Genomic DNA, 23,394 nt, shown 5'->3' with positions numbered 1-23,394 from the left:
GAGAGCTTGCTAACCCTATAGCGAGCTCTCTTGCACTCAAAGAGAATCAAAAAAAGTTTGGGCTTATGAAAGGAAGAATTAAATCGTTACCTGCAAAAATTGCTGTCCGACTCTTGTTGTGTGGCTTGGTAATTACTGTGTGCGTGGGGTTTGTTTCTTATCACTACACGCTGAACGGTATTACCAAACAGTATGCAGAGAACTTTCATATGCGTATGCTCATTAACTATGAGTACACGCGCCGCGTGCTGTCGGATGTGTATGTACAGGTTTCGAACCATGTGTATTACATTGAGCAATCGCTCGACAAACCTGAGACCCAAATCGACGCTATGACACGTATTGTGCGTAATGGTAATCGTGTGCATAGTTGTGGCATGAACTTTATCAAGAACTACTATCCGGAGAAGGGTGAGAAATACTGTCCCTTTGCCTGGCGTAACCCCAAGAATCGCGATGAGATACTGACGGATTTGAAGGGCGATCAGGATTTTGACTACCTGAACGACCGTTGGTTCAGAAGTGTGATTGAGGGCGATACCTGCGAGTGGAGTGATCCCTTCTACGATGGCTACGACAAATCAACCACTCTGGTGGCCTATATGGTGCCCATACACGATGCTGAGGGCAAGCCTGTGGCTGTATTAGGAGCCGATATTTCACTGGAATGGCTGACAGGGAAGCTGGACGAGACAGACAGCACCTATAATGCCCAGAACAATTTTGCTGCCAAGGTGATGGGACTGAAATCGCAGAGTTTCATCATCAACTACGATGGTAAGTTTATCACGCACCCCAAGGCAGAAAAGCTATTGGAGGGCCAGTTCTTCCACCACGTAAGGGGTAGCAAGAGTGGTAAGAAAACCCTGCTGGAACGCAAGATGAAGGCAGGAGAGCAGAGTAGCGACGAAACACAGGAGCGCTATCTGTTTAATGGCGAGGAGAGCTACTTCTTCTATACACCGCTGAAGTACACCGACTGGACCATGGTAACGGTGGTGCCCTGCCGACAGATTGATATGCTGGGCCTTATGTACGTGCTCAAGCTGATGGCCTATGTGCTGGTGGGCATGTTTGTCCTGGTAGCCGTGGCGTATGTTTATATGAAAAAAGATTTTAAGAATAGATATGAAACTGATAAGTTGGAATGTGAACGGCCTGAGGGCGTGTGAAGGAAAGGGGTTTAGCGACACTTTCCGTGAGTTGGATGCTGACTTCTTCTGTCTGCAGGAAACAAAAATGCAGGCTGGTCAGCTCGACTTGGCCTTTGAGGGCTATGAGAGCTATTGGAATTATGCCGAAAAGAAAGGCTACAGTGGTACGGCTATCTTTACCAAGCACCACCCATTGAGCGTGACCTATGGCATAGGGATTGATGAGCACGACCACGAGGGCCGTGTGATTACTTTGGAGATGGAGGATTTTTACCTGGTAACCTGCTACACACCAAACTCGCAGGATGGGTTGAAGCGCCTTGACTATCGTATGACATGGGAGAACGACTTTCGTGCCTATCTGAAGGGCCTCGATGCCAAGAAACCTGTGATACTGTGTGGTGACCTGAATGTGGCACACCAGGAGATTGACCTGAAGAACCCCAAGACCAACCGTATGAATGCCGGCTTTACCGATCAGGAGCGCGAGCAGTTCTCAACCCTGTTGGCCAGTGGTTTTACCGATTCGTTCCGCTATAAGTATCCTGAGCAGGTAACCTACTCGTGGTGGAGCTATCGTTTCCAGGCACGCCAGAAGAACGCTGGCTGGCGTATCGACTATTTTGTGATTAGCGACCGATTGCGTGAGCGCATGGACGATGCCCGGATACATACACAAATACTGGGCAGCGATCACTGCCCAGTAGAGTTAACATTGAAGTAAGTGTGTTTGGGATTAAAGTCCCAGACCCTTCTTCAGCTTATTGGCGCCTTCGTCGATGGCATCGTTAGCCTTCTTCTTGGCATCTTCCTTAGCTGCGTTAGCGGCATCCTCAGCGGCCTTCTTGGTGTTGTCAACAGCATCCTGACCAGCCTTCTTGGCACCCTCAACTGCAGCATTGGCAGCATCAACTGTCTGATCTACAGCTGCTTGACCAGCCTCCTGAACACCACCTACAGCACTGGTAAGACCATTAACGAATGTCTCGGCAGGTGTAACAGTGAGTGTTTCAACAGCAGCAGCTACAGCGGCATTGTCGCCAGCAAAAGCCTTGATCTGCTCGGCATTGGCCTTCAGGAACTCCTGAACCTTGGTTACATACTTCTTGGCGAGCTCAGGATTCTTGGTAACGAACTCTTTTACCTGTTCCTGTACAGAGGCCAGTGTCTCCTGGAGCTTGTTGGCATCCTTGGCCTCAATCTGCTCTGTGAGGGCGGTGATGGTGAGTGCGGCTACCTCGTCGGCTTGTTCAACGGTAGTACTGTCGGTAACCTCAATAGGAGCCTGAGTTTTGTTTCCACAAGATGCGAAACCCATGGCCATGCAGGCCACAACTGCGATAAGTACTTTTTTCATAATGCTTTGAATTTTTAAGTAAAACAATTAATTTGACTTGATTTTCGGCAACAAAAATAAAGTATTTTAGAATACGTTAGCGCAAAAGTTGTATAAAATTTGTTTTTTTTATACTTTTGCACGCGTTTTTTCAAGATAACAAAGGAATTAATAGAGATTAATAGAAGATGATGACAACATTTGCATTCAAGCCGAAACTTTTGTCGACACTTCGGCACTACAACAAACAACAGTTTACCACCGACCTGCTGGCCGGTATCATCGTAGGTATCGTAGCACTGCCTCTGGCCATCGCTTTTGGTATTGCATCAGGTGTAACCCCTGAGAAGGGTATCATCACCGCCATCGTAGCCGGACTGATTATCTCGTTGCTGGGTGGTTCGAAAGTACAGATTGGTGGACCTACTGGTGCGTTTATCATTATTATCTATGGTATTATTCAGCAGTACGGTTTCGAGGGATTGACCATCGCCACACTGATGGCTGGTGTGTTCCTGATTCTGTTTGGTGTGCTGCATCTGGGAACCATCATCAAATACATACCTTACCCCATTGTGGTAGGTTTTACCAGCGGTATCGCGCTCACCATCTTTACCACACAGATTAAGGACTTGTTTGGTTTAACCATGGAGAGCGTACCCAGCGATTTTATCGAGAAGTGGGGCGCTTACATCGGCGACTTTGGTACCATCGACTGGTGGAGCACTGCTGTGGGCATCGGCTCGGTAGCTGTAATTGCCACATGGCCTATGGTTGCTAAGTACAACAATCTGCTGAAGAAGCTGCCAGGATCGCTGATTGCAATTATCGTCATGACTGTAGCCGCTCTGCTGTTGAAGCAGTATGCTGGCGTAATGAGTATAGAAACCATTGGCGACAGATTCAGTATTTCGAACCAGTTGCCTGATGCTGAAATGCCCGCTTTGTCGTGGGATGTGATTAAGGGTCTGGTATCGCCAGCTATCACCATCGCCATTTTGGGTGCCATAGAATCTTTGCTTTCAGCCACTGTGGCTGACGGTGTGATTGGCGATCGCCACGACTCTAATACCGAATTGATTGCACAGGGTGTGGCTAACCTGGCCAGTCCTATATTTGGCGGTATCCCCGCTACAGGTGCTATTGCACGTACCATGACCAATATTAATAATGGTGGACGTACACCTGTGGCTGGTATCGTACATGCAGCCGTGCTGCTGCTCATCTTCCTGTTCCTCATGCCACTGGCACAGTATATCCCTATGGCCTGTCTGGCTGGTGTGCTGGTTATCGTGAGCTATAACATGAGTGGCTGGCGCTCGTTCGCTTCGATCATGAAGAACCCAAAGAGCGACGTGATTGTGCTGAGTGTAACCTTCCTGCTTACCGTTATCTTCGACCTGACTATCGCTATCGAGGTTGGTCTGATCTGCGCTTGCTTGCTGTTCATGCGTCGTATGGCAGAGACTACCGATGTGAAGGTTATCAGCGATGAGATCGACCCAGAGGAGGAGCAGAGCGACTTCCAGATGGGTAACCTGGAGCACCTGACTATCCCTGAGGGTGTAGAAGTGTACGAGATTAACGGTCCTTACTTCTTTGGAGCAGGTAATAAGTTCGAGGAGATTATGGCCAGCTTGCGTGGTCAGCGACCCAAGGTGCGCATTATTCGTATGCGTAAGGTGCCTTTCGTTGATTCTACTGGTATCCACAACCTTACTAACCTGTGTACCATGAGTCAGAATGATGGCATACAGGTAGTACTCTCGGGTGTGAACCCAACAGTGCAGGCTGTACTCCATAAGGCCGGATTTGATAAGATGTTAGGCGAGGAAAACATTTGCTCGCACATCAATATAGCATTAGAAAGAGCAAAAGAGTTGGTTTAAACACCAACTCTTTTTTTTATGCGTTCATATAAGGATTGTATTGCTGTTCGTCGCCTATAGTTGATTGTGGGCCGTGGCCTGTATAAACCTTGGTGTCGGCAGGTAGCGCTGCAAGTACGTGCTGTAGACTATGCATGATATCGGTATAGCTGCCACGTTCGAAATCGGTGCGGCCTATGCTCATACGGAACAAGGTATCGCCTGTAAACACCACCTTCTCTTCTTCGCACCAGAAGCTAACACCACCTGGTGTATGGCCTGGGGTACGCAGCAACTTAAACTGGTGGGTGCCAAAACGGATGACCTCGTCGTTGGCAAAGTAATGGCCTGGCTCAGGGAATGACAGGTTGAGCTTGATGCCTGCCATCGCCTGGAACTGTCCAGGGATATCTGTTATCAGCCACTCATCGTCGGCCGAAATCTCGGGCTTCAATCCCCACGTGTCAAACACGGTGTTGATTCCAAAGTTATGGTCGAAATGGCCATGGGTACATAGCAAATGTACGGGCTTTAGCTGATGCTCGTTGATAAAGTTTACCAACGCATCGCGCTCCTCCTGATAATAGGCGCCACAGTCTATAATCACACACTCGTTGGTGTCGTCGTAAACCACGTAGGTGTTCTCCTGCAGGAGATTAAAACTGAAGGTTTTTACGTGTAGCATTATAGTGGCAGATAGATAACGTACTTTTCCTTAAACCACTCTTCGCTGAAGAACTGCGAAATCTCTGTGGCTTCTACAATCTTATGATAGGGCTGCAACTCGGCCTGCAAATCGCCACCCTTCAAGCAGATAACGCCATTGGGCAGGGCATTCTGCTGCTGCTTCGAGATGTTCTTACGCATCAGTTTTACCAGGTCGGGGAGGGGCATCACGGCACGGCTCACAATAAAGTCGTACTTATCCTTCTCATCCTCGCCACGCAGATGGGTGGGCTGGCAGTTCTTCAAGCCAATGGCATTGCACACCTCCTGGGCCACACGAATCTTCTTGCCTGTGCCATCAATCAGCTTAAACTGGCACTCTGGAAACAGAATGCTCAGGGGTACACCAGGAAAGCCGCCACCTGTACCAAAATCCAGGATGCGTGTGCCTGGACGGAAGTTAATCATCTTAGCGATGGCCAGTGAGTGGAGCACGTGGTGCTCGTAAAGCTGGTCGATATCCTTACGCGAAATAACATTAATCTTGGTGTTCCAATCACGATAAAGGGCATCGAGGGCGTCGAACTGCTGGCGCTGCTCGTCGCTCAGCTCTGGAAAATATTTCTGAATAATCTCTGCTGTCATTGTACTGATTTGATAAATGCGGGTTTTACAAATTTCTTAAGCTGGGCATAGGTAAGCACCAACTCGATAGTGCCTAACTCCAACGAGGCAATCTCGGAGGGATTGAAAATAAAAGTGATGGTATTATCGCTCACAATAAAGTTCTCAGGTACGTACATTTCTACCTGGTCCAGATAACCTTTCTCCTTCAGTTGGTCAAGGTTCTGGCTCTCAGTTTTCTCCATGAGTGCCTTCAGCAATACGGGTGGCAACTGGGTTTCGTAGCCATCCACAAAAATATCCTTCATCCTGATTTCTTTTCCTGTCTCGACTTTGAAATTAAGCGGGATAAGCTGATGGATGCTGTTGGCATGGCCCTCGCTATAGTCGATGGTGGCCAGATAGGCCAAAGTGCGCTTCGAGGTTTGCTCGGTAGTGGCATTGATAATGTAATGGAACTCGTACCACGAGCGTTTGGTGGTATCGGCACGATCGGCATTGTAGAGAGGCAGCATGTTGGTTTTATAACTCATGGTGTAAGCCTCGGCAAACTGGTCCATGGCACCTTGCATGCCCATATCGGCCTGGTTAAAGAGGCGATACACCACAGCCTCGTTAATATTCTTTCCCACCTCGCCACTCTCTTTGGTGGCGCAGGGCAGTTTTAAACTTACATTGCACACTGGCGATAGCTCTTCGTTTGATAGACGTATGGTTTTTTCCGACTCGAGCATCTCGAAAGTCAGTTTGCCTTCGTCATCGTTTCTACAACCCGTAAAAACGGCGAGAATAACGAAAATGAGCGTGTATTTGAGTTGGTTTGTCATACTTTTGCACTTATTTTTGCGCAAAATTACACTAAAATCTCGAAAATAGCAAATTTCTCATAAAAAATCACTAATTTTGCAGCCGAAATAATAAAAGAATCATTAAAACCAGAATGAATTCACAGAGTACGCCCGTACATATCAGGTTGTGGCATAAAGACTTTTGGTTGATGGCCATCGCCAACTTTCTGTTGGCTATGACGGTCTATATGCTCGTACCTACTATGCCCCGCTGGCTGATGGATGCCCAGCAGTTCTCGGCTCAGGATGCAGGTATTGCTATGGCTGCATTCGGAGTAGGACTGTTTGCACTTGGTGCATTCATATCTTATATGGTTCAGCACTATCGTAGAAACTTAGTGTGCATATTTGCCGTGCTGGTTGAAGCACTATTGATTACAGCCCTGTATTATATAGATGGTTTGCATATGCGTGTGGCCAATCCTATGGTGGTTTTTGTGCAGCGTTTTGCACAAGGAGCCGTGTTCGGACTGGCCCAGATGGTGCTGACGAGCACGCTGATTATCGATACCAGCGAGTCGTTCCAGCGTACCGAAGCTAACCACTCGGCTGCCTGGTTCTCGAGATTTGCCCTGAGTATGGGTCCTATGGCAGGTTTGCTCATTGGGCGCATTGCCGGCTTCCACTATGTGCTGTTGGCAACTATGGCTTGTGCTATGGCTGTGGTGGTACTGGTGCTGCTGGTAAACTTCCCCTTCCGTGCACCTCAGGATGATATCCCTACTGTTAGCTTGGATCGTTTCTTCCTGCCTCATGGATTCCCACTGTTTGTAAACCTGCAACTGGTTACTTTGGCCGTGGGTATTATCCTGTCGGTAGTAATGATTGAGCAGTTCTACTCGATGATGATGGTGGGCTTTGCTGTGGCCATCTTATCGCAGCGCTTTGTGTTTAAGAATGCTGAGTTGAAGAGCGAGGTGGTAACAGGTTTGATACTGATGGGTGTGGCCCTGCTGATGATGATCACACGCCATCTGCCTATCGTGATGTATGCAGCTCCGCTGTTTATTGGTATGGGCGTTGGTTTGATAGGTTCGCGCTTCCTGCTGTTCTTTATCAAACTGAGTCGCCACTGTCAGCGAGGCACTTCGCAGAGCACCTTCCTGTTAGGCTGGGAGAGTGGTATCGCTTGGGGTGTAGGCGCAGGTGTGGCTATCTTCCAAGGCAACATTACAGCCGCACTGATAGCTGCCTTGGTACTGGTAATAGCTGCTTTGGCTATGTACCATTTTACCCACAACTGGTTTACAAACAACAAAAACAGATAATTACCCTCGACAGAGTGCAGCGTAGGGGCATGTTTCGCAACGATGCTGGTCGTCAGTTGGCACAAAAGCTATCTGGGCATTATAGATATCGTCCAGCTGTTGACGTAACAGCGTGATAAACTCATCTGAATAATCTGCTATATCAGTGATGGCTTCCTTTCCAATCTTCAGGGTAGGGTCGTAATCCTCGCTACCTGCATGCTGAATAAACAGCAGGCATGGCGACACCATCTGTGGTGTTTTGCTACGCACGATATGGGCATAGAGCAGGGTTTGCAGGAAGTAATCGCTATGATCCTTGATGGCCTCCTGTGAGAAAATGGCTGCCACATCGGGCATGGCTTTCATCTGGCGCGAACCTGTCTTATAATCTACCACACGGATACGTTCCAGTCCTGTTTCTGGATCGGTAATACTATCCAAACGGTCGATGACACCAGCAATATACTGATTATTCAAAGTGATGTTAACAGGCTTTTCGAGACCCAGGATGCTGAAGGGCGCCAAACGGCGATCGCACTCCAACAGCTGGCGCAGGTACTTGATAATCACCTCGCGGTTAATAAGCTGCAAGCCATCGAGTGGAGGCAATGGACGTGAGGCATCGTTGATATGGAAGAACTCCTGCTTGATGGCCTCATCTACTACACGTTCTATCGTTACCTCTTCCTTTAATAAATCGTCGATAGCCATCGTGGTGATGGTTGCTTTGGTTGCTACCAGATACTCGTACACCAATTGGGCTGCCTTATGGAAGATGTTACCAAATAAACGGTTGTCAATCAAATCGTCCTCTGTGCTGTCGGGCTCTTTCAACTCGCATACATAACGATAGAAGAATCGCAGTTGGCAGCGCAGATAGGTGTTGATGGCTGTAGGACTGATGCCGCCTGCATCTTTGGCAAAGCGGCGCTGCAGCTGACTCATCACCTCGGGTGTCTTGTTAATGGCCTGAGGCGCATGGAGCTGAGGTGTTTGTCCAGCCTTCAGGGTTTGGAACGTGATAGGTATCTTGTTCTCAACCATCAGTTGCAGCATAAAGCGCGACATCTCGGCTGTTTTACCATCGCTGGTGGCATTGTTATAAAGGATGGTTACATCTTTTGCACGTTGCAGCAAACGATGGAAATAATGCTCGTAGATAGATACCTTGTAATCGATTGTGGTCAGTCCGTAGGCCTTACGCAGGGCATAGGGGATAAACGAGGTATCGTTAACGCCACGTGGCATGTTACCCTCGTTGCACGAGAGCAGAAGCACATGGTCGAAGTCGAGGTTTCGAGTTTCGAGCACACCCATCACCTGGATTCCTTCGGCAGGTTCGCCATGGAAGGGAATAGAGGTGGTTGATATCAGTTGTACAACCAGGCGTTGCAGCGTAATCACATCCACTTTCAGCACGCCACTATCCACCAGACCGCTTAGTCTGTTAAGCAAGGTGTACATACGGAACAGGCTCTCAGTATCGAGTGGTGAGTCGATGATAGGACTCTTTGAGGTGGCGATGGTCTGCGTAAGACTAATGAGCCAATGCAGTAAGGGCTGGATATCAGTATAACGCTGACTGGCAAAATCATCGGGCATCAGTGTGGCGTATGGATGGCGCTTGATGCTCTCAATCCATCTACGTGCAAAGGTCTGCTTGCGCAGCGAATAGCCATGCACCTGCATGTTGATAAGCGTGTTGATGAGCGACGCTATCGAGGTTTGACCAAGCGGATAACCTGTGGTGATATTGATCTTGTCAACATTCTCGGGCAAACAGTGGATAACTGTTTGCAGCAAGCCCTCGTTGCAAAGCACAATGGCTGTTTTGCGACCATCGTTAATGCGATCGGCATCCAACCACTCGCTGATATAGCGTGCCTGGATATTCTCGGTAGGAGCCGAAATCAGGTTAATGTGGTGTGGTGGCACCTCGTCGGTATCCTGATAGAAGATGGCCTTGCCCTGCTTCTCCAATCGGCTGAAGAGTGTTTGTTCTACCTTCTGCAACAGGTTGAAACCAATAAACACATAAGTATCGTATTCAAACTCTAACGTCTCGTCTGTTGCCACCTGGCGATAGAGGGCACCCTCGTAGGCCAGTTGCTTTTCGGCCAACTGCTGGTTGTAAGCATGGTAAATCTCACCAATATGGCTCCACAGGCGAAGGAATCGCTCTTTCAGTTCTGTGTTATGCTCCTCAGAGAAATTGCTGAAAAAGCGTTTAATCATCTCGCGCTGTTCAGGTGTGAGGTACGAGGTGTCGTCGAGCTCGTGTATATCGCGTAGGTTGGCCAGCACCTTATCGGCAGGTGCCATGTTCTTATCCAAATCGTCGAAGTCGGAAAGCAACAGCTGCCCCCAACCATAGAAATGGTCGAGCGTCTCGTCGATACCTGTACAGGCTGTGAACACACGATGCAGTTCACAAACCAGCAGGATAGGGTCGGCCACCTGCAGTTTGGAGTGCGAACGGAACAAATCGCTGATGGTAATATAGGCAGGGCTCCATAGGGGCTTCTGCGCCAGGCGCGCCAGGTGCTCGTTAAGGAACAGCGATGCACGCTTGTTAGGGAACACCACAGCTACTCGTGATAGATTGGTGCCATATCTGGAAAGCAGGTCTTCTGCTACATGTTCAAGGAATGAACCCATATAATGTTTAATCTTTAATCTTTAATGTTTAATGTTCTACCTCCTCTATCTGATTGCTATATACGTACCACAGATAGCCTTTGATGTTTTGGTGCCCCATCGACTGCAATAAGTCCATATAACGGCGCACCTGGGCATGGTACTCAGGGCTTGGATGGCCGAACTTAAAGTCGACCACTATCCACTCGTTGCCATCCGTCATCACACGGTCGGGGCGATGCTCCTTCACTTCGCCATCTTCTACAGAGAGAATGGTACACTCGTTAAAGAGTGTCCAGCGGGGTGAGAACCACGAGGCTACACGTGGATCGGCCAAGCGCTTACGCAGCATGGTGGTAATCTTTTCGGCAGTCATCTCCTCGTCGTACAGAATACCCTCGAACTGCAAGCGCTGCAGGGCTTCAGGGATATCCTTCTCTGTCTGTATAGTCGAGAAGATTTCGTGTAACACGCTACCAGCCTGAATATAGCGGTGCTGCTGATCCAGCTCGTCGCCCTCGATAAAGTCGCGACTACGATTACTCTGACGGAAGTTTACCTTGCTCTCGAAGTTGCGGATGGCCACATGTACAGCCTCTGACTTCTGCAGGAAGGGGTTCTTGCTAGGAGCTTTTTCTTTCTGCTCAGTTGCTCCAACTGAGAACGAACCCATCGAGAATACAATCGCTGCATCATTGTTCTCCATGCCTTCCAGCTGGGCATCGGGCATATCGCCAGCCACTAAAGGCAGACAGAGCTCTATCAAGGCTGAGCGCGAATTCTTAACGCCGCGCTTACCAATCACATACAAACTCTTGGCAGCACGTGTAAAGGCTACGTACAGCAGGTTCAGGTTGTCAACCATGTTCTGCAGGTGTTCGTGCAGGTAATCGCCCTCGTAGATGGTGCCTAACATCGCCTTCTGACTATAGTCGATAGGTACAATGGGCAGATCGTTGAAAGGAGCCTCGTTAGGCTGGCACCAGATAATATTATCAGTTGTTTTCTCTAAAGGCCAGTCGCAGAAGGGAATAATCACATGGTCGAACTCCAAACCCTTTGATTTGTGGATGGAGATCAGACGGATACCATTGGTTTCATCGCTTTGGATAGTCTTCTTGCAAAGCGATTCTTCCCACTCTGTCAGGAAAGCCTGGATATCAGTAGTATTCTCGTTAACGTAGTTAGCCAACTGGTCGTAGAAGGCACACAGGTAGGCACCCTGCCCCTCTAGGCGATGCAATTCGAAGATAGCGTATATCTTCTCAGCCAATTCGTAGAGCGGAAGGGTTAATAGCTCGTCAAAGTGAGCTATATAGGCCTCGGGCAGGTAGGTATCGAGGTTGGCACCTGCTATCATAAACTCGTTATCGCTCAGTTCCTTGCCCTGAACGGTGCAGAGCCAGGTTTTTACGATTGCTGCCTTGGTAAGTTGGTCGTCGGGTGTGAGCAGGAGTTGCAGGGCCTGAATCATTAGACATACAGCACTCGATGCATCCAGACGGAATGCCTCATCGCTCACAATGCTTACTGAGGGCAGATGCTCCAGAAAATACTGGGCAATAATGGGTATGTGGAAGTTATAGCGCACCAGGATGGCGATATCCTTCTGACTAACGCCTTGGCTGATGAGTTCACTCACGTTTTCAGTCATGTGGGCCAGAACTTCTTCCTGATACTCTTCGCTTGGCAGCAGCTCGATGGTAATCTTGCCTTCTTGTGGTTTGCCATCTGGTACCTGCTGGGTTACGTCGGCATAGGCCTTCTTTAGCTGGTCGCGCTCGTCGCAGTTCAACTCCTCGAGTGATGCATACTCTAAGTTGGCAGCGTGGGTAAAGAACTGGTTGTTGAAATCGATGACATTACGCGTAGAACGGTAATTGGTTGAGAGCGACTTAATTTCCATTAGCATAGAGTTAAATTGCTGCTCAATACCATTCAGCAAGCGCCAGTCGCCTGAGCGCCAACGATAGATACTCTGTTTTACATCACCCACAATCAGGTTACTGCCATCGTCATGACTCATGGTCTCTGAAAGCAGCACCTTGAAGTTTTGCCACTGGATGGTAGAGGTGTCCTGAAACTCGTCGATCATCACATGCTTGAGTTGGGTACCAATCTTCTCGAAAATAAAAGGCGAGTCGCTGCCATCAATGAGCGAGTGGAGCAGTTGCTGGGTGTCGCTCAACAAGAAGCGGTTATCAGTCTCGTTAATCTCGCGTACCTTTTTCTCAATGCTGCTTAACAGACGTAGCTGGTTGAGATGGCGCAGGGTGAGATTAGCCGACTGGAAGATTTTCCATTGTTTTTCCTGGGCCTCTACAGCACATTTCAGTATCTGTAACAGCGATGCCTCAACCACGTTCAGTACGGCATCGCGCTGTGGGTGGGTTTTGGGGCACCACTTCTCGATATTCTCCAGATGATTATTTACTGTTGTTGTGATAATGCTTGGATCGAAAGTGCCTTTACGGAGCTTGTTAAAGTAACTGGCGATACCTCGCTGCTTACTCGACAGATCGTCTGCACTCAAGCCTTCGCCTTCGAGGGTATCGAAGAACGATTCGCCAATCTCTTTCATATAGCCTTCGGCAGCTTTCTTCAGCTCGCGTAGGGTGGTGGTATAGTTCTCGAAGAATCCTTCCTCGCCCATCTTCTGTTCGAGGGTGAGGCTTACCTCTTTATAATAGTCCTTAAAGATGTTCTGACCAAACTTCTTAATCTGAGCAATCACGTTCCACGATTTATCATCAGAGATATTCTCCATGATATATTTCAGAATCCATTGCAGCATCACATCTGTTGTGGTCAGATCCTCAATCAGTTGGTCGACAGCCAGCTCTTCCACCTGATAATCGTTCAACCCAATGCGCAGGTTGGTGGTTAGGTCGAGTTCGCGTGCCATGTTACGCAGCACACTCTGAAAGAACGTGTCGATAGTCTCCACACGGAAATAGTTGTAGTTGTGGGTGAGGTTGTTGAGGGCTATACCAGCACGCTCGCTGATAACCTCTGGCTTAAGACCAGTCTTGGTTTGGATGTTCTGCAGATAGTTGTCCGACTCAGGCAACTGTTTCCAGATTCCATACAGCTGACTGAGAATACGCATCTTCATCTCCTCGGTAGCCTTGTTGGTAAAGGTTACTGCCAGGATATTGCGATAGCTCTGCGGATTCTCTACCAGCAGGCGGATATATTCGGTGGCCAGGGTGAAAGTCTTACCACTTCCAGCACTGGCTTTATATACGGTGAGTGATTTCTGTGTTTCGTTTACCATCTTCTGAATAGTTCAAATTCTACCTCTACGCCAATACGGTCGAAGTGGGTGTTACGGAAACTGGCAAAGGCACCAACCGAGATATATCTGTTGGTAAAGCCATAGCCTAATTCGTAATAGGGGCGCGAATCCTGCAGTAATACACCACTCAGGTAGAAGCGCTCTTTCTCAATATATTTTCCCAGGTAGGGAATCCATGTAGCCACCAACATAGGCGACTCGTACGACACGTTGCCACGCAGATAATAATCGGATTGGTTATACACACGACTGCGCAGTAGTTGGAAGTTACCACTCCAGTCGTCGTCCCATCCCTCAGGCAGATTCTCGTCGCGGAAGTTAGCGAAGTCCACAAACAGGTTGTCCTTCTTGTTGGTATAGAAACCTGCACCTGCACGCATGTTGAGCAATCGCAGGCCTGGAATCTTCTTCTTCCATTGGGCATCAAACTCCCAGCGCTCGTATTCCAAATCCGACTTGTTAACACCCTTCACGCCTCGCTCGTAATCTACCGAAAGTACAGGGCCACGATTCAGCCAAGGCGAGAACTTCAGACCGATGCTTGGTGCAAAGCTTCGATACTCTGTTGGCATGTCGTAACACTTCATTAACTCCTTGTTAACAGCCGAACGGCGATGGTATATGAAACCTGTTTCGATATCCAGCCAGTCGAACACCATGATGTTGTTGATGATGCTGAAATGCTGGTCCTTGAACTTGTCCATATCCGTATTGTCGAAGTTGATGGTGTCCTGATGGGCAGCGTTTATCACATCCATCACCGTAGATGTACTGATACGGTTGCCATTACCAAATATCACCTCGGTATATCCGTTACGCTTTGGGTTATACGTCATACGGAGTGGTGCCGTAAAGTAGAACTGGTGCTCCTTGAAGGTGTAACCAAACGTGGGGTTGAGTGTTAGATAACGATGCGCCGAGAAGTTGTACTGCGAGCGGAAGCGCATCTTATAACGCACACCACGGGCATGACTGTAACTTACATACATCGGGTTGATGATAGGCGACATGCTGAAGTTGGCTTCCTCCGATTCGGCCTTGATAGGTGTAACTAGGTTCTCGCCAATGGTGTCCCAGAAAATCTTCTTCCAAAGTCGCTGTTTCTTGGGCAGCGTGTCTTGCACCATCGAGTCCTGACGGTTTTTCTGGTCGTAGGCCTCGTATATATGCTTATCGGTTTCTGTAAGCGGTGTGGGACGAACCTCATCCATCAGTTCCCTGCTATCCATCCTTTCTACAGAATCGGGTAGCGTCTTGTTACAGTTATAGTTGGCATCGAACAGAGCAGAAATCCTGTTGCCCATGAATCGGAACGTAGCCGCTGTAGTGCATTTGGCTGGCATGATAGATCGCCCGCCTTCCTCGCCCTGCGTAATCTCTGTGCGGAAGGTGAGCATATCATACTCGCCATTCAGCAGTGTACGGATAATGCGCCCGGTGTTGGTGTCAACGATGGCATAACCATTCAGTAACTGCGTGTTGTATATCTTCGGACGGAACTCCAGACGTGTGGTGCCGTCGTGCTGCAGCTTCTGGGTAAAACGGTAATACCTGCGGTTGCATTTGTTGAAGGGCGAGAGCATGTGCCCATTGTATAAGTCGATATCGTAGATGTTGGGCGTCATGTAGTCGAGCAGGGTAGGGAGTGCCTTGCGGTTATGACGGATGGTGCCTGACAGCAACTGGTTGGTGATGTCGTAATCGTGCGCATTCGTAAACAATACCTTGCTGTACGACTCGCGTATATAATCCCTCTCGTCCTTAGCCATCACATACATCGATGGGATGAGCCACAGTATGGCATTGCGCTTATCTACATGATATCGGAATTTGGCATACACCTGATCCTCAAGACTGTCGATGGCTGCTGTGTTGGCCTGCTGGTAATTGTAGATACGATTCAAGATATTCAGCGAGTCACGTTTGTTGCTCGCTGATACACTCATGACCATACTTGTAAGTATGGCGGTCAGTAGTGTTTTGGTGAATAGTTGATCGTATCTCAAAGTTGTTACTCTTTTTTTATTCCAGTTTTTCTTTCAGGTATTTACCTGTCAGACTCTCTTTGCATGCCACCACTTGTTCGGGCGTTCCTGCTATTACTAGGTTACCACCCTTGTCGCCACCATCCGGTCCTAAGTCTATCACGTGGTCGGCACATTTGATGACCTCCATGTTGTGCTCAATAATCAGGATGGTATGGCCTCGTGCTATCAGGGCCTCGAAGGCTTTCAGCAGGCGTTGTATATCGTGGAAATGCAGACCTGTGGTAGGCTCGTCGAAGATAAAGAGCGTGGGCTCCTGTTTCTCCTGTCCGATAAAGTAGGCCAGTTTTACACGCTGGTTCTCACCACCAGAGAGCGACGATGAGTTCTGTCCCAGCTTGATGTAGCCTAAGCCCACATCCTCGAGCGTCTTCAAACGCTTAACGATGACGTTCTCGCCACCCTCTTCGAAGAAGGTGATGGCTTCAGAGATGGTCATATTCAGCACATCATCAACACTCTTGCCACGATAGTTTACATCCAGAATCTCCTTCTTAAAACGATGACCATGACAAGCCTCGCACTCCAGCACCAGGTCGGCCATGAACTGCATCTCAACCGTGATGGTTCCTGCACCCTTACACTCCTCGCAACGTCCACCATCGGTGTTGAACGAGAAGTATTGTGGCGTAAAGCCCATTTGCTTGGCCAGTGGCTGCTGGGCATACAGATCGCGAATGGCATCGTAAGCTTTCACATATGTGGCAGGGTTTGAGCGTGTGCTCTTACCTATGGGGTTCTGATCTACAAACTCAATATGCTTGATAGCCTCTACGTCGCCATCCAGTCCCAGATATTCGCCTGGTGCATCGCAAGCTTCGCCAATGCGGCGTCGCATGGCTGGATACAGTATGCCTTTGATGAGGCTCGACTTACCAGAACCTGAAACACCTGTTACCACCGTCATCACGTTGAGAGGTATCTTTACATCGATACCCTTCAGGTTGTTCATACGAGCACCTTTGATGGTGATGAATCTGTTCCAAGGGCGACGCGATGCGGGCACGGGAATCTCTTCCTGATGCAACAGGTATTTTACCGTGTAGCTCTTAGGCCACTTGGTGAGCGATGCTTCGTTTACCTCCTTGGCATCGCCGTCAAACACTACCTCACCACCCAGGCGTCCTGCATCAGGACCAATATCTATCAGGTGGTCGGCAGCACGCATGATATCTTCGTCGTGCTCTACTACAACCACCGTATTGCCTAACGATTGCAGCTCCTTCAGCACGTGAATCAAGCGGTCGGTATCTCTTGAGTGCAAGCCGATACTAGGCTCATCGAGGATATACAACGAGCCAACCAGCGAACTACCCAGCGATGTACACAGGTTGATACGTTGACTCTCACCACCCGAGAGCGAGTTCGACAGTCGGTTGAGGGTAAGATAACCCAGACCCACATCGAGCAGGAACTGTAGGCGGCTTTTGATTTCTGTTAGCAGACGCTTACCAATCTCGGCATCGTGCTGGTCGAGCTCCAAGCGATCAAACCACTCCTTTACCTTTACCACAGGCATTTGTACCAGGTCGGTAATGCTGCGTCCGCCAATCTTCACGTAGTCGGCTTCGGGCTTTAAGCGTGTGCCATGACACTTGGGACAAGTGGTCTTGCCACGATAGCGTGCCAGCATCACACGGTATTGTATTTTGTACTGATTCTCCTGGACCATCTCGAAGAAGGCATCGATACATGGACGCTCCTTCTTTCCTTTATCCGAGGGCAGTCCGTGCCATAGCCAGTCCTTCTGTTTCTGAGTCAGGTTCATATAGGGCTCAAAGATGGGGAAATCATCCTTGGCCGCGTGGCGACAGAACCAGTCGAGCCACTCTTTCATTTTCTCGCCATGCCAGCAAACCACACAGCCATCGTAAACAGACAGAGTGGTGTTGGGGATGACTAGCTTCTCGTCGATACCAACAATACGTCCAAAGCCCTGACACTCAGGACAGGCACCTGCTGGCGAATTGAACGAGAACATCTGGTCGGTAGGCTCTTCAAAGGTCATACCATCAGCCTCGAACTTCATCGAGAAATCGTAGAAGATGGTGGGTGGGAATAGCAAGCGCAACTCGCCATGACCTTCGTAGAAAGCCGTCTCGGCAGAGTCGACCAAACGGGCAATCACATCCTTGGTATCATCTACGCTCATGCGGTCGATAACCAGATAGATATTCTCGTCGTCGAACTTTCCTGCTGCCAGATAATCATCTATTCGTTGGAAATCATTGTTTACATAGATGCGGGCATAACCTTCCAACTGGTAGGTCTTAAGCTGTTGCTCCATAGAGCGCCCCTCGCGCAGATGGATGGGGGCCATCACCACGAATCGGGTGCCTTTCGAGAACTCCAGCATCTTCTGTATCACATCCTCGGTAGAGTGTTTCTTCACCTCGCAACCACTGATGGGCGAATAGGTGTGACCTATGCGGGCAAACAGCAGTCGTAGATACTCGTAAATTTCTGTGCTGGTGCCCACGGTGCTTCGTGGATTCCTTGATATTACCTTCTGCTCGATAGCGATGGCAGGCGGTATGCCGCGAATGAAATCACACTCAGGTTTGTTCATTCTTCCAAGGAACTGTCGGGCATAGCTCGACAAACTCTCTACATAACGGCGTTGGCCTTCGGCATACAATGTGTCGAAGGCCAAAGATGATTTGCCGGAGCCACTGACTCCGGCAATCACAACAAATTGGTTTCGGGGAATTTTAACGTCAATATTCTTAAGGTTATTAACGCGTGCCCCTTTTATCTCTATTGAATCACTCATTCATTATTAAAGAATACTCTTCACGGCCTCGAGCATGCCTACGCTCTTAATGAGGTCGAGATCCTGCTTCACCATAGCGTTCAGACCAGGAACCTTGTTCAGGTCCTCCTGCCAGATGAACTCGGCGCCCAGCACACCATCGGTAACCTTCTGTGTGTCGCCTGTTGCCCAGAGCTCCTTCAGCAGGTCCATAATCTTCTGGTCGTCGTTTGGAACAATCTCAACGCCATCCTCGCGCTTACCACCCTTGTAGTAGGTGATGATAGCAGCCAGACCGAATACCAATCCCTTAGGCAGCTCGCCCTTGCGCTCCAGGAATGTCTTTACGCCGGGCAGGTCGCGAGCCTGGAACTTGGGGAAAGAGTTCAGCATGATGCTGGTTACCTGGTGGTCAACATATGGGTTGTCGAAACGCTCCAGTACGTCGCCAGCAAACTTCTCGAGCTCGTCCATAGGCAGGTCGAGTGTCTGCATCAGCTCTTCAAACTGAACTTTGTGGATATATTTGCCGATTACCTCGTGGTTGCAGGCATCGCGTACGATGTTAACACCACTCAGGAATGCTACAGGGCTCAATACGGTGTGAGGACCATTCAGCAGGGTAACCTTACGCTTGTGGTAGGGCTCCTCTGATGGAACAAAGAGTACGTGCAAGCCAGCCTTGTCAGCGGGGAACTCCTCGGCAACCTCTTTTGGTGCCTCGATTACCCACAGGTGGAAGTTCTCGGCCTGTACTACCAGGTTGTCGCGATACGAAATCTTCTCCTGAATCTCGGCAATCTCCTTGCGTGGGAATCCTGGTACGATACGGTCAACGAGGGTAGCATATACGCCACAAGCCTCCTCGAACCACTTCTTGAAGTCGTCGCCAAGGTTCCACAGCTCGATATACTTATAAATGCAATCCTTGAGCACGTGGCCGTTCAGGAAAATCAGCTCGCAAGGGAATATAATCAGTCCCTTGGTCTTGTCGCCGTTGAAAGTCTGATAACGACGGTACAACAGCTGAACCAGCTTTCCTGGGTAGCTGCTTGCAGGTGCATCCTCGAGTTTGCATGAGGGATCGAAAGCAATACCAGCCTCGGTTGTGTTCGAGATAACGAAACGAATCTCAGGCTGATCGGCCAGAGCCATGAAAGCGGCATTCTGGGTATATGGGTTCAAAGCACGACTAATCACATCAATACGCTCCAGGGTGTTAACGGGCTTGCCGTTCTCGCGACCCTGCAGATTTACATGGTACAGACAGTCCTGAGCATTCAGCCAGTCAACCATACCTTTCTCGATAGGCTGAACCACAACAACCGAACCGTTGAAGTCGGTCTTCTGGTCCATGTTCCAGATAATCCAATCAACAAATGCACGGAGGAAGTTTCCTTCGCCAAACTGAATAACCTTTTCAGGCATAACGCTCTTAGGAGCAAACTGTTTGTTTAGTGGTTTCATTTCTAAATATTGTTTTAATTGTTATTATTTGCGAGTGCAAAGATAGGCGAATTTTGTGATACTTCCAAATTTGAGGTTACTAAATTCCTAAAAAACCACGAAAACCTTTGCGCTAAATTTTGTTGATGTCAACATAGCCATGCATCACAGCATAGATGGTAAGTGCCGAAACACTCTTCATGCCCAGTTTGTCCATGATGTTTTTGCGATGGGTAATCACCGTTGCCAAGCCGATGTTCAGCTTGTCGGCAATCTCCTTGTTGATATATCCCTGTACAATCAGCGACATCACTTCGATTTCGCGATCCGACAGGATTTTCTGACTCAAGATAGCTGGCATGGGTGGCAGATGCTCGCCTTTGCCATGAGCGTGCTGCTCCAGCATCAGTAACGAGCGTACCAACTCGGGTTCGGGCACGTTTACACACAGACATTTAAAATCTGACAGTTGCGACATGGTGTCGAGCGACAACGTGAGCACGATAGTTTTGCGCTTGTTCTCTGTAAAGAATGCCATGTTCTCCACCACTACCGACATGGCAGTAAAGTAGTGGAAATAACTCTCGGGCTCGTTGGCTTGAAGTTCTGATAACGATCCGAATATGTCAACCGTCATGATGGGCATGACGTTCTGGAGAATAGCCTTCAACCCCAATGCCGAGAGGGTATTGGGGTCGATGATAGCTATCTTGGGTCTATTGTTCATGATAAGAATCCTAATAATGCACCAGCGGCTACAGCCGAACCAATCACACCAGCTACGTTAGGACCCATGGCGTGCATGAGCAGGAAGTTGTGACGGTCGTACTCCAGACCGAGGTTGTTAGATATACGTGCTGCCATTGGAACGGCACTTACGCCGGCGTTACCAATCAGCGGGTTCAGTTTCTTGCCTTCGGGCAGGAACAGGTTCATCAGCTTAACAAAGCAAACACCCGATGCGGTGGCAATCATAAAGGCCATAGCACCAAGGGCAAAAATCTTGATGGTGTTGAAGGTGAGGAACTCGCTGGCCTGTGTTGAGCAACCAACGGTTAAACCTAACAGCATTACAACGATGTCGTTGAGTGCGGCACCAGCAGTCTTTGCCAAACGTGTGGTCTTGCCACTCTCCTTCAGCAGGTTACCAAAGAACAGCATACCCAGCAAGGGCAGGCCCGATGGTACGATGAAGGTGGTGAGCAACAAGCCGATGATGGGGAACAGAATACGCTCTGTTTGCGATACCTCGCGACCAGGCTTCATCTTGATAACGCGCTCCTTATCGGTGGTAAGCAGACGCATGATGAATGGCTGGATAACAGGTACCAATGCCATGTAGCTATAGGCACAAACGGCGATGGCTCCCATCAGGTTGGGCGACAGCTTTGAGCTGAGGAAGATGGCGGTTGGACCGTCGGCACCACCGATGATGGCGATACCAGCAGCCTGCGAGGGCTCGAATCCCATAGCCAAGGCCACCATATAGGCACCAAAAATACCAAACTGTGCTGCAGCGCCAATCAGCATTAACTTGGGGTTAGCCAACAGGGCTGTAAAGTCGGTCATGGCACCAATGCCCAAGAAGATAAGTGGTGGATACCAGCCCTGGCGCACACCTTGATAGAAGATGTTAAGCACCGAGTTGTCCTCGTAAAGTCCTATCTCAAGTCCTGCATCAGCACGGAAGGGGATATTGCCAAGAATGATGCCCAGTCCGATGGGGACGAGCAGCAGTGGCTCAAAGTCTTTCTTGATGGCAAGCCAGATAAAGAAGGCTCCCACAGCAATCATGATCAGATTTCCTACCGTAGCATTGGCAAAGGCCGTGTAGGTAAGAAACTCATGAAAGTTCTGTATGATAAACTGTCCTAAATCCATAGTTTCATTTTACAATTTGACGATTTTACAATTTTATGATTGTCCAATAGTGAAATAGTCCAATTGTCCAATTATCCAATGGTCAGGAGTACAGAACCTTCCATCACGCTCTCACCGGCTTTCACGGTGATCGAGGTTACGGTGCCAGAGTACTCGCTCTCGATGTTGTTCTGCATCTTCATAGCTTCGAGCACCAGCACTACGTCGCCCTGCTTAACGGTGTCGCCTACGTTCACCTTCACATCGATGATGGTGCCTGGCAGTGGTGCCTTAATGGCCTGACCTGAGCCAGCGGCTGCAGGCTTTTCGGCTGCGGGTGCAGCTGCAGGGGCTACCGAAGGACGAGCCACTGTCTTAGGTGCTTCTACGCGAACCTTCTTGAGTGTACTTGTGGGGTTGATGGGCTGCTTCAGCTCAACGTCGAAACGTACGCCATTTACTACTACTTTGGCTACGTTGCCCTCCACTTCTTCTATCTCTACGTCGTAATCAACGCCTTGTACTTTATACTGATACTTATTCATATTGTTCAACGGATTTCTGGGGTTGTTGGAATTTTGGGTGCATGATGTGATGTTGGGATGACAGGCTTCGAGAAGTGCGTCATCTGACTGCCTTCGTCGCTCCATCCTGTTTCACGTGCCTTGATGGTAATGATACCACTCTCAACATCGTGAACATCATCCTGATACTGCTTCAGGGCCATAGATATAACGGCTATGTAAACCTCCTTGTCTATACCCTTGGTCTTTAAACCGTCCTGCAGAATATTACCTGTGGCATGTGCCAGGTCGTGGGTAACCTCAACAGTTTTGGTAATAGGTTTGATGGGCTGGGTGTTTGCCACCTTCTTGGCCATCTCGATATTACGCATAATGATTCCGAATACCCAGAAGAATACGAAGAGTACTGCCAGACAGAAGAACACGATACCCATGGCCAGCAGTGTAATGCCGAATCCGTGTGGGTCTTCGCGCTTCAGATAAGCGTCCTTGGTCTCATCGGTCTTGATAAAGTTCTCAATGCCAGGTGTTACGTTCTCAGCCGATTTTACAGCCCACGATTTGGCGTTCTGTCGAGCATAGCTCTGATCGGCAGCCAAAGCGGGGATGGTTACTGAGTCGATAAGTTCGGTGGCATTTCCGTTGTAGAATCCCAACCAAAGGGGCTCCGACAAGGGAACGTTGAGCGAGAGGTGCAACTTACTCTGTGCAGGGTTAGAGTTGCAGTAGAAGATTAGGTGCTGATGCCCGCCTATCTGCGTACGAGGATCGCCACTGGGGATAACACTCATGCGCTTGATGCGTTCAGGCACACTCATCTTTGGATCGAGTACGGAACGATCAGTAGTAAAATACATACCACGCACGTTATAGGTAGTGAACGAGGTGTTCTCCAACTCTATCCATGCGTGGTTTTGTCCGTAATCATCCTGAATGCTGGCGGTATTGTTGGTCAGCACCTCGTTAATGCGAATGTTTTTGGCTCCTTGAGCCATCATCGCCGTGGCGCTGGCCAACAATAGGCCGCTGAGCAGGATTTTGGTTTTCTTCATTTTGTTGGTAAATTATTATATAAGTTTATTGTTG

The 23,394-nt window shown here is 48.9% G+C and carries 17 protein-coding genes; 4 read left to right on the top strand and 13 right to left on the bottom strand.

Annotation, left to right across the window (positions count from 1 at the left end; genetic code table 11):
- Positions 1-65 precede the first annotated feature (65 nt).
- Positions 66-1,172, top strand: coding sequence for a PDC sensor domain-containing protein (locus PRU_RS08580; protein WP_013065377.1), 1,107 nt, complete (start codon positions 66-68; stop codon positions 1,170-1,172).
- Complete coding sequence (locus tag PRU_RS08575) at positions 1,129-1,878, top strand: exodeoxyribonuclease III (RefSeq protein ID WP_013064433.1); 750 nt, start codon at positions 1,129-1,131, stop codon at positions 1,876-1,878. The genes PRU_RS08580 and PRU_RS08575 overlap by 44 nt, the downstream gene beginning before the upstream one ends.
- Before the next feature lie 12 nt (positions 1,879-1,890).
- Here PRU_RS08575 and PRU_RS15335 read toward each other — a convergent pair whose 3' ends face one another.
- Positions 1,891-2,511 carry a hypothetical protein gene (locus PRU_RS15335; RefSeq protein ID WP_049769118.1) on the bottom strand — a complete coding sequence of 207 codons (621 nt, stop codon included), beginning with the start codon at positions 2,509-2,511 and terminating at the stop codon, positions 1,891-1,893.
- A 170-nt stretch (positions 2,512-2,681) separates the two neighbouring features.
- Here PRU_RS15335 and PRU_RS08565 point away from each other — a divergent pair, with 170 nt between their 5' ends.
- Entirely contained in the window at positions 2,682-4,379 is a 1,698-nt protein-coding gene (locus PRU_RS08565) for a SulP family inorganic anion transporter (RefSeq protein WP_013064285.1), read from the top strand.
- A 16-nt stretch (positions 4,380-4,395) separates the two neighbouring features.
- Here the strand turns inward: PRU_RS08565 and PRU_RS08560 are convergent, their stop codons facing one another.
- The 3 genes from PRU_RS08560 to PRU_RS08550 are packed head-to-tail and all read right to left on the bottom strand — an operon-like array spanning position 4,396 to position 6,475.
- Entirely contained in the window at positions 4,396-5,043 is a 648-nt protein-coding gene (locus PRU_RS08560; protein ID WP_013064091.1) for an MBL fold metallo-hydrolase, read from the bottom strand.
- Entirely contained in the window at positions 5,043-5,669 is a 627-nt protein-coding gene (gene rsmG / locus PRU_RS08555; RefSeq protein ID WP_013063284.1) for a 16S rRNA (guanine(527)-N(7))-methyltransferase RsmG, read from the bottom strand. The genes PRU_RS08560 and rsmG overlap by 1 nt, the downstream gene beginning before the upstream one ends.
- Positions 5,666-6,475: an RsiV family protein gene (locus PRU_RS08550; RefSeq protein WP_041385990.1), complete on the bottom strand. Its 810-nt coding sequence runs from the start codon at positions 6,473-6,475 to the stop codon at positions 5,666-5,668. Before PRU_RS08550 ends, rsmG begins: the two co-directional genes overlap by 4 nt.
- A 113-nt stretch (positions 6,476-6,588) precedes the next feature.
- Here PRU_RS08550 and PRU_RS08545 point away from each other — a divergent pair, with 113 nt between their 5' ends.
- Complete coding sequence (locus PRU_RS08545; protein ID WP_013065022.1) at positions 6,589-7,764, top strand: MFS transporter; 1,176 nt, start codon at positions 6,589-6,591, stop codon at positions 7,762-7,764.
- Here PRU_RS08545 and PRU_RS08540 read toward each other — a convergent pair whose 3' ends face one another.
- From PRU_RS08540 to PRU_RS08500, 9 genes are all read right to left on the bottom strand, one after another.
- A complete protein-coding gene (locus tag PRU_RS08540) occupies positions 7,765-10,404 on the bottom strand; it encodes a PD-(D/E)XK nuclease family protein (RefSeq protein WP_013063446.1) in 2,640 nt (879 codons plus the stop codon).
- Between the two features lie 28 nt (positions 10,405-10,432).
- Positions 10,433-13,660 (bottom strand): UvrD-helicase domain-containing protein, encoded by a 3,228-nt coding sequence (locus PRU_RS08535; RefSeq protein WP_013063766.1) that lies wholly within the window; start codon positions 13,658-13,660, stop codon positions 10,433-10,435.
- A complete protein-coding gene (locus PRU_RS08530) occupies positions 13,654-15,687 on the bottom strand; it encodes a DUF5686 family protein (protein ID WP_013064381.1) in 2,034 nt (677 codons plus the stop codon). The genes PRU_RS08535 and PRU_RS08530 overlap by 7 nt, the downstream gene beginning before the upstream one ends.
- Before the next feature lie 16 nt (positions 15,688-15,703).
- Positions 15,704-18,499, bottom strand: coding sequence for an excinuclease ABC subunit UvrA (gene uvrA / locus PRU_RS08525; RefSeq protein WP_013063656.1), 2,796 nt, complete (start codon positions 18,497-18,499; stop codon positions 15,704-15,706).
- Positions 18,500-18,505: 6 nt separating this feature from the next.
- Positions 18,506-19,945: a tagaturonate reductase gene (locus PRU_RS08520; RefSeq protein WP_013064280.1), complete on the bottom strand. Its 1,440-nt coding sequence runs from the start codon at positions 19,943-19,945 to the stop codon at positions 18,506-18,508.
- Between the two features lie 112 nt (positions 19,946-20,057).
- Positions 20,058-20,651 carry a response regulator transcription factor gene (locus PRU_RS08515; protein ID WP_013063361.1) on the bottom strand — a complete coding sequence of 198 codons (594 nt, stop codon included), beginning with the start codon at positions 20,649-20,651 and terminating at the stop codon, positions 20,058-20,060.
- Positions 20,648-21,805, bottom strand: coding sequence for a sodium ion-translocating decarboxylase subunit beta (locus tag PRU_RS08510; RefSeq protein ID WP_013065095.1), 1,158 nt, complete (start codon positions 21,803-21,805; stop codon positions 20,648-20,650). Before PRU_RS08510 ends, PRU_RS08515 begins: the two co-directional genes overlap by 4 nt.
- 71 nt (positions 21,806-21,876) lie before the next feature.
- The gene (locus PRU_RS08505) at positions 21,877-22,329 is read right to left on the bottom strand and encodes a biotin/lipoyl-containing protein (RefSeq protein ID WP_013063260.1); all 453 of its coding nucleotides are present in this window, start codon (positions 22,327-22,329) and stop codon (positions 21,877-21,879) included.
- A 5-nt stretch (positions 22,330-22,334) separates the two neighbouring features.
- Positions 22,335-23,360: an OadG family protein gene (locus PRU_RS08500; RefSeq protein WP_013063871.1), complete on the bottom strand. Its 1,026-nt coding sequence runs from the start codon at positions 23,358-23,360 to the stop codon at positions 22,335-22,337.
- Positions 23,361-23,394: the final 34 nt, after the last annotated feature.

The organism is Xylanibacter ruminicola 23 (assembly GCF_000025925.1).
In the GTDB taxonomy this organism is placed as follows: Bacteria; Bacteroidota; Bacteroidia; order Bacteroidales; family Bacteroidaceae; genus Prevotella; species Prevotella ruminicola.
Note: the sequence above shows the minus strand (reverse complement) of the source record. Positions and strands in the feature narration are given on the sequence as shown.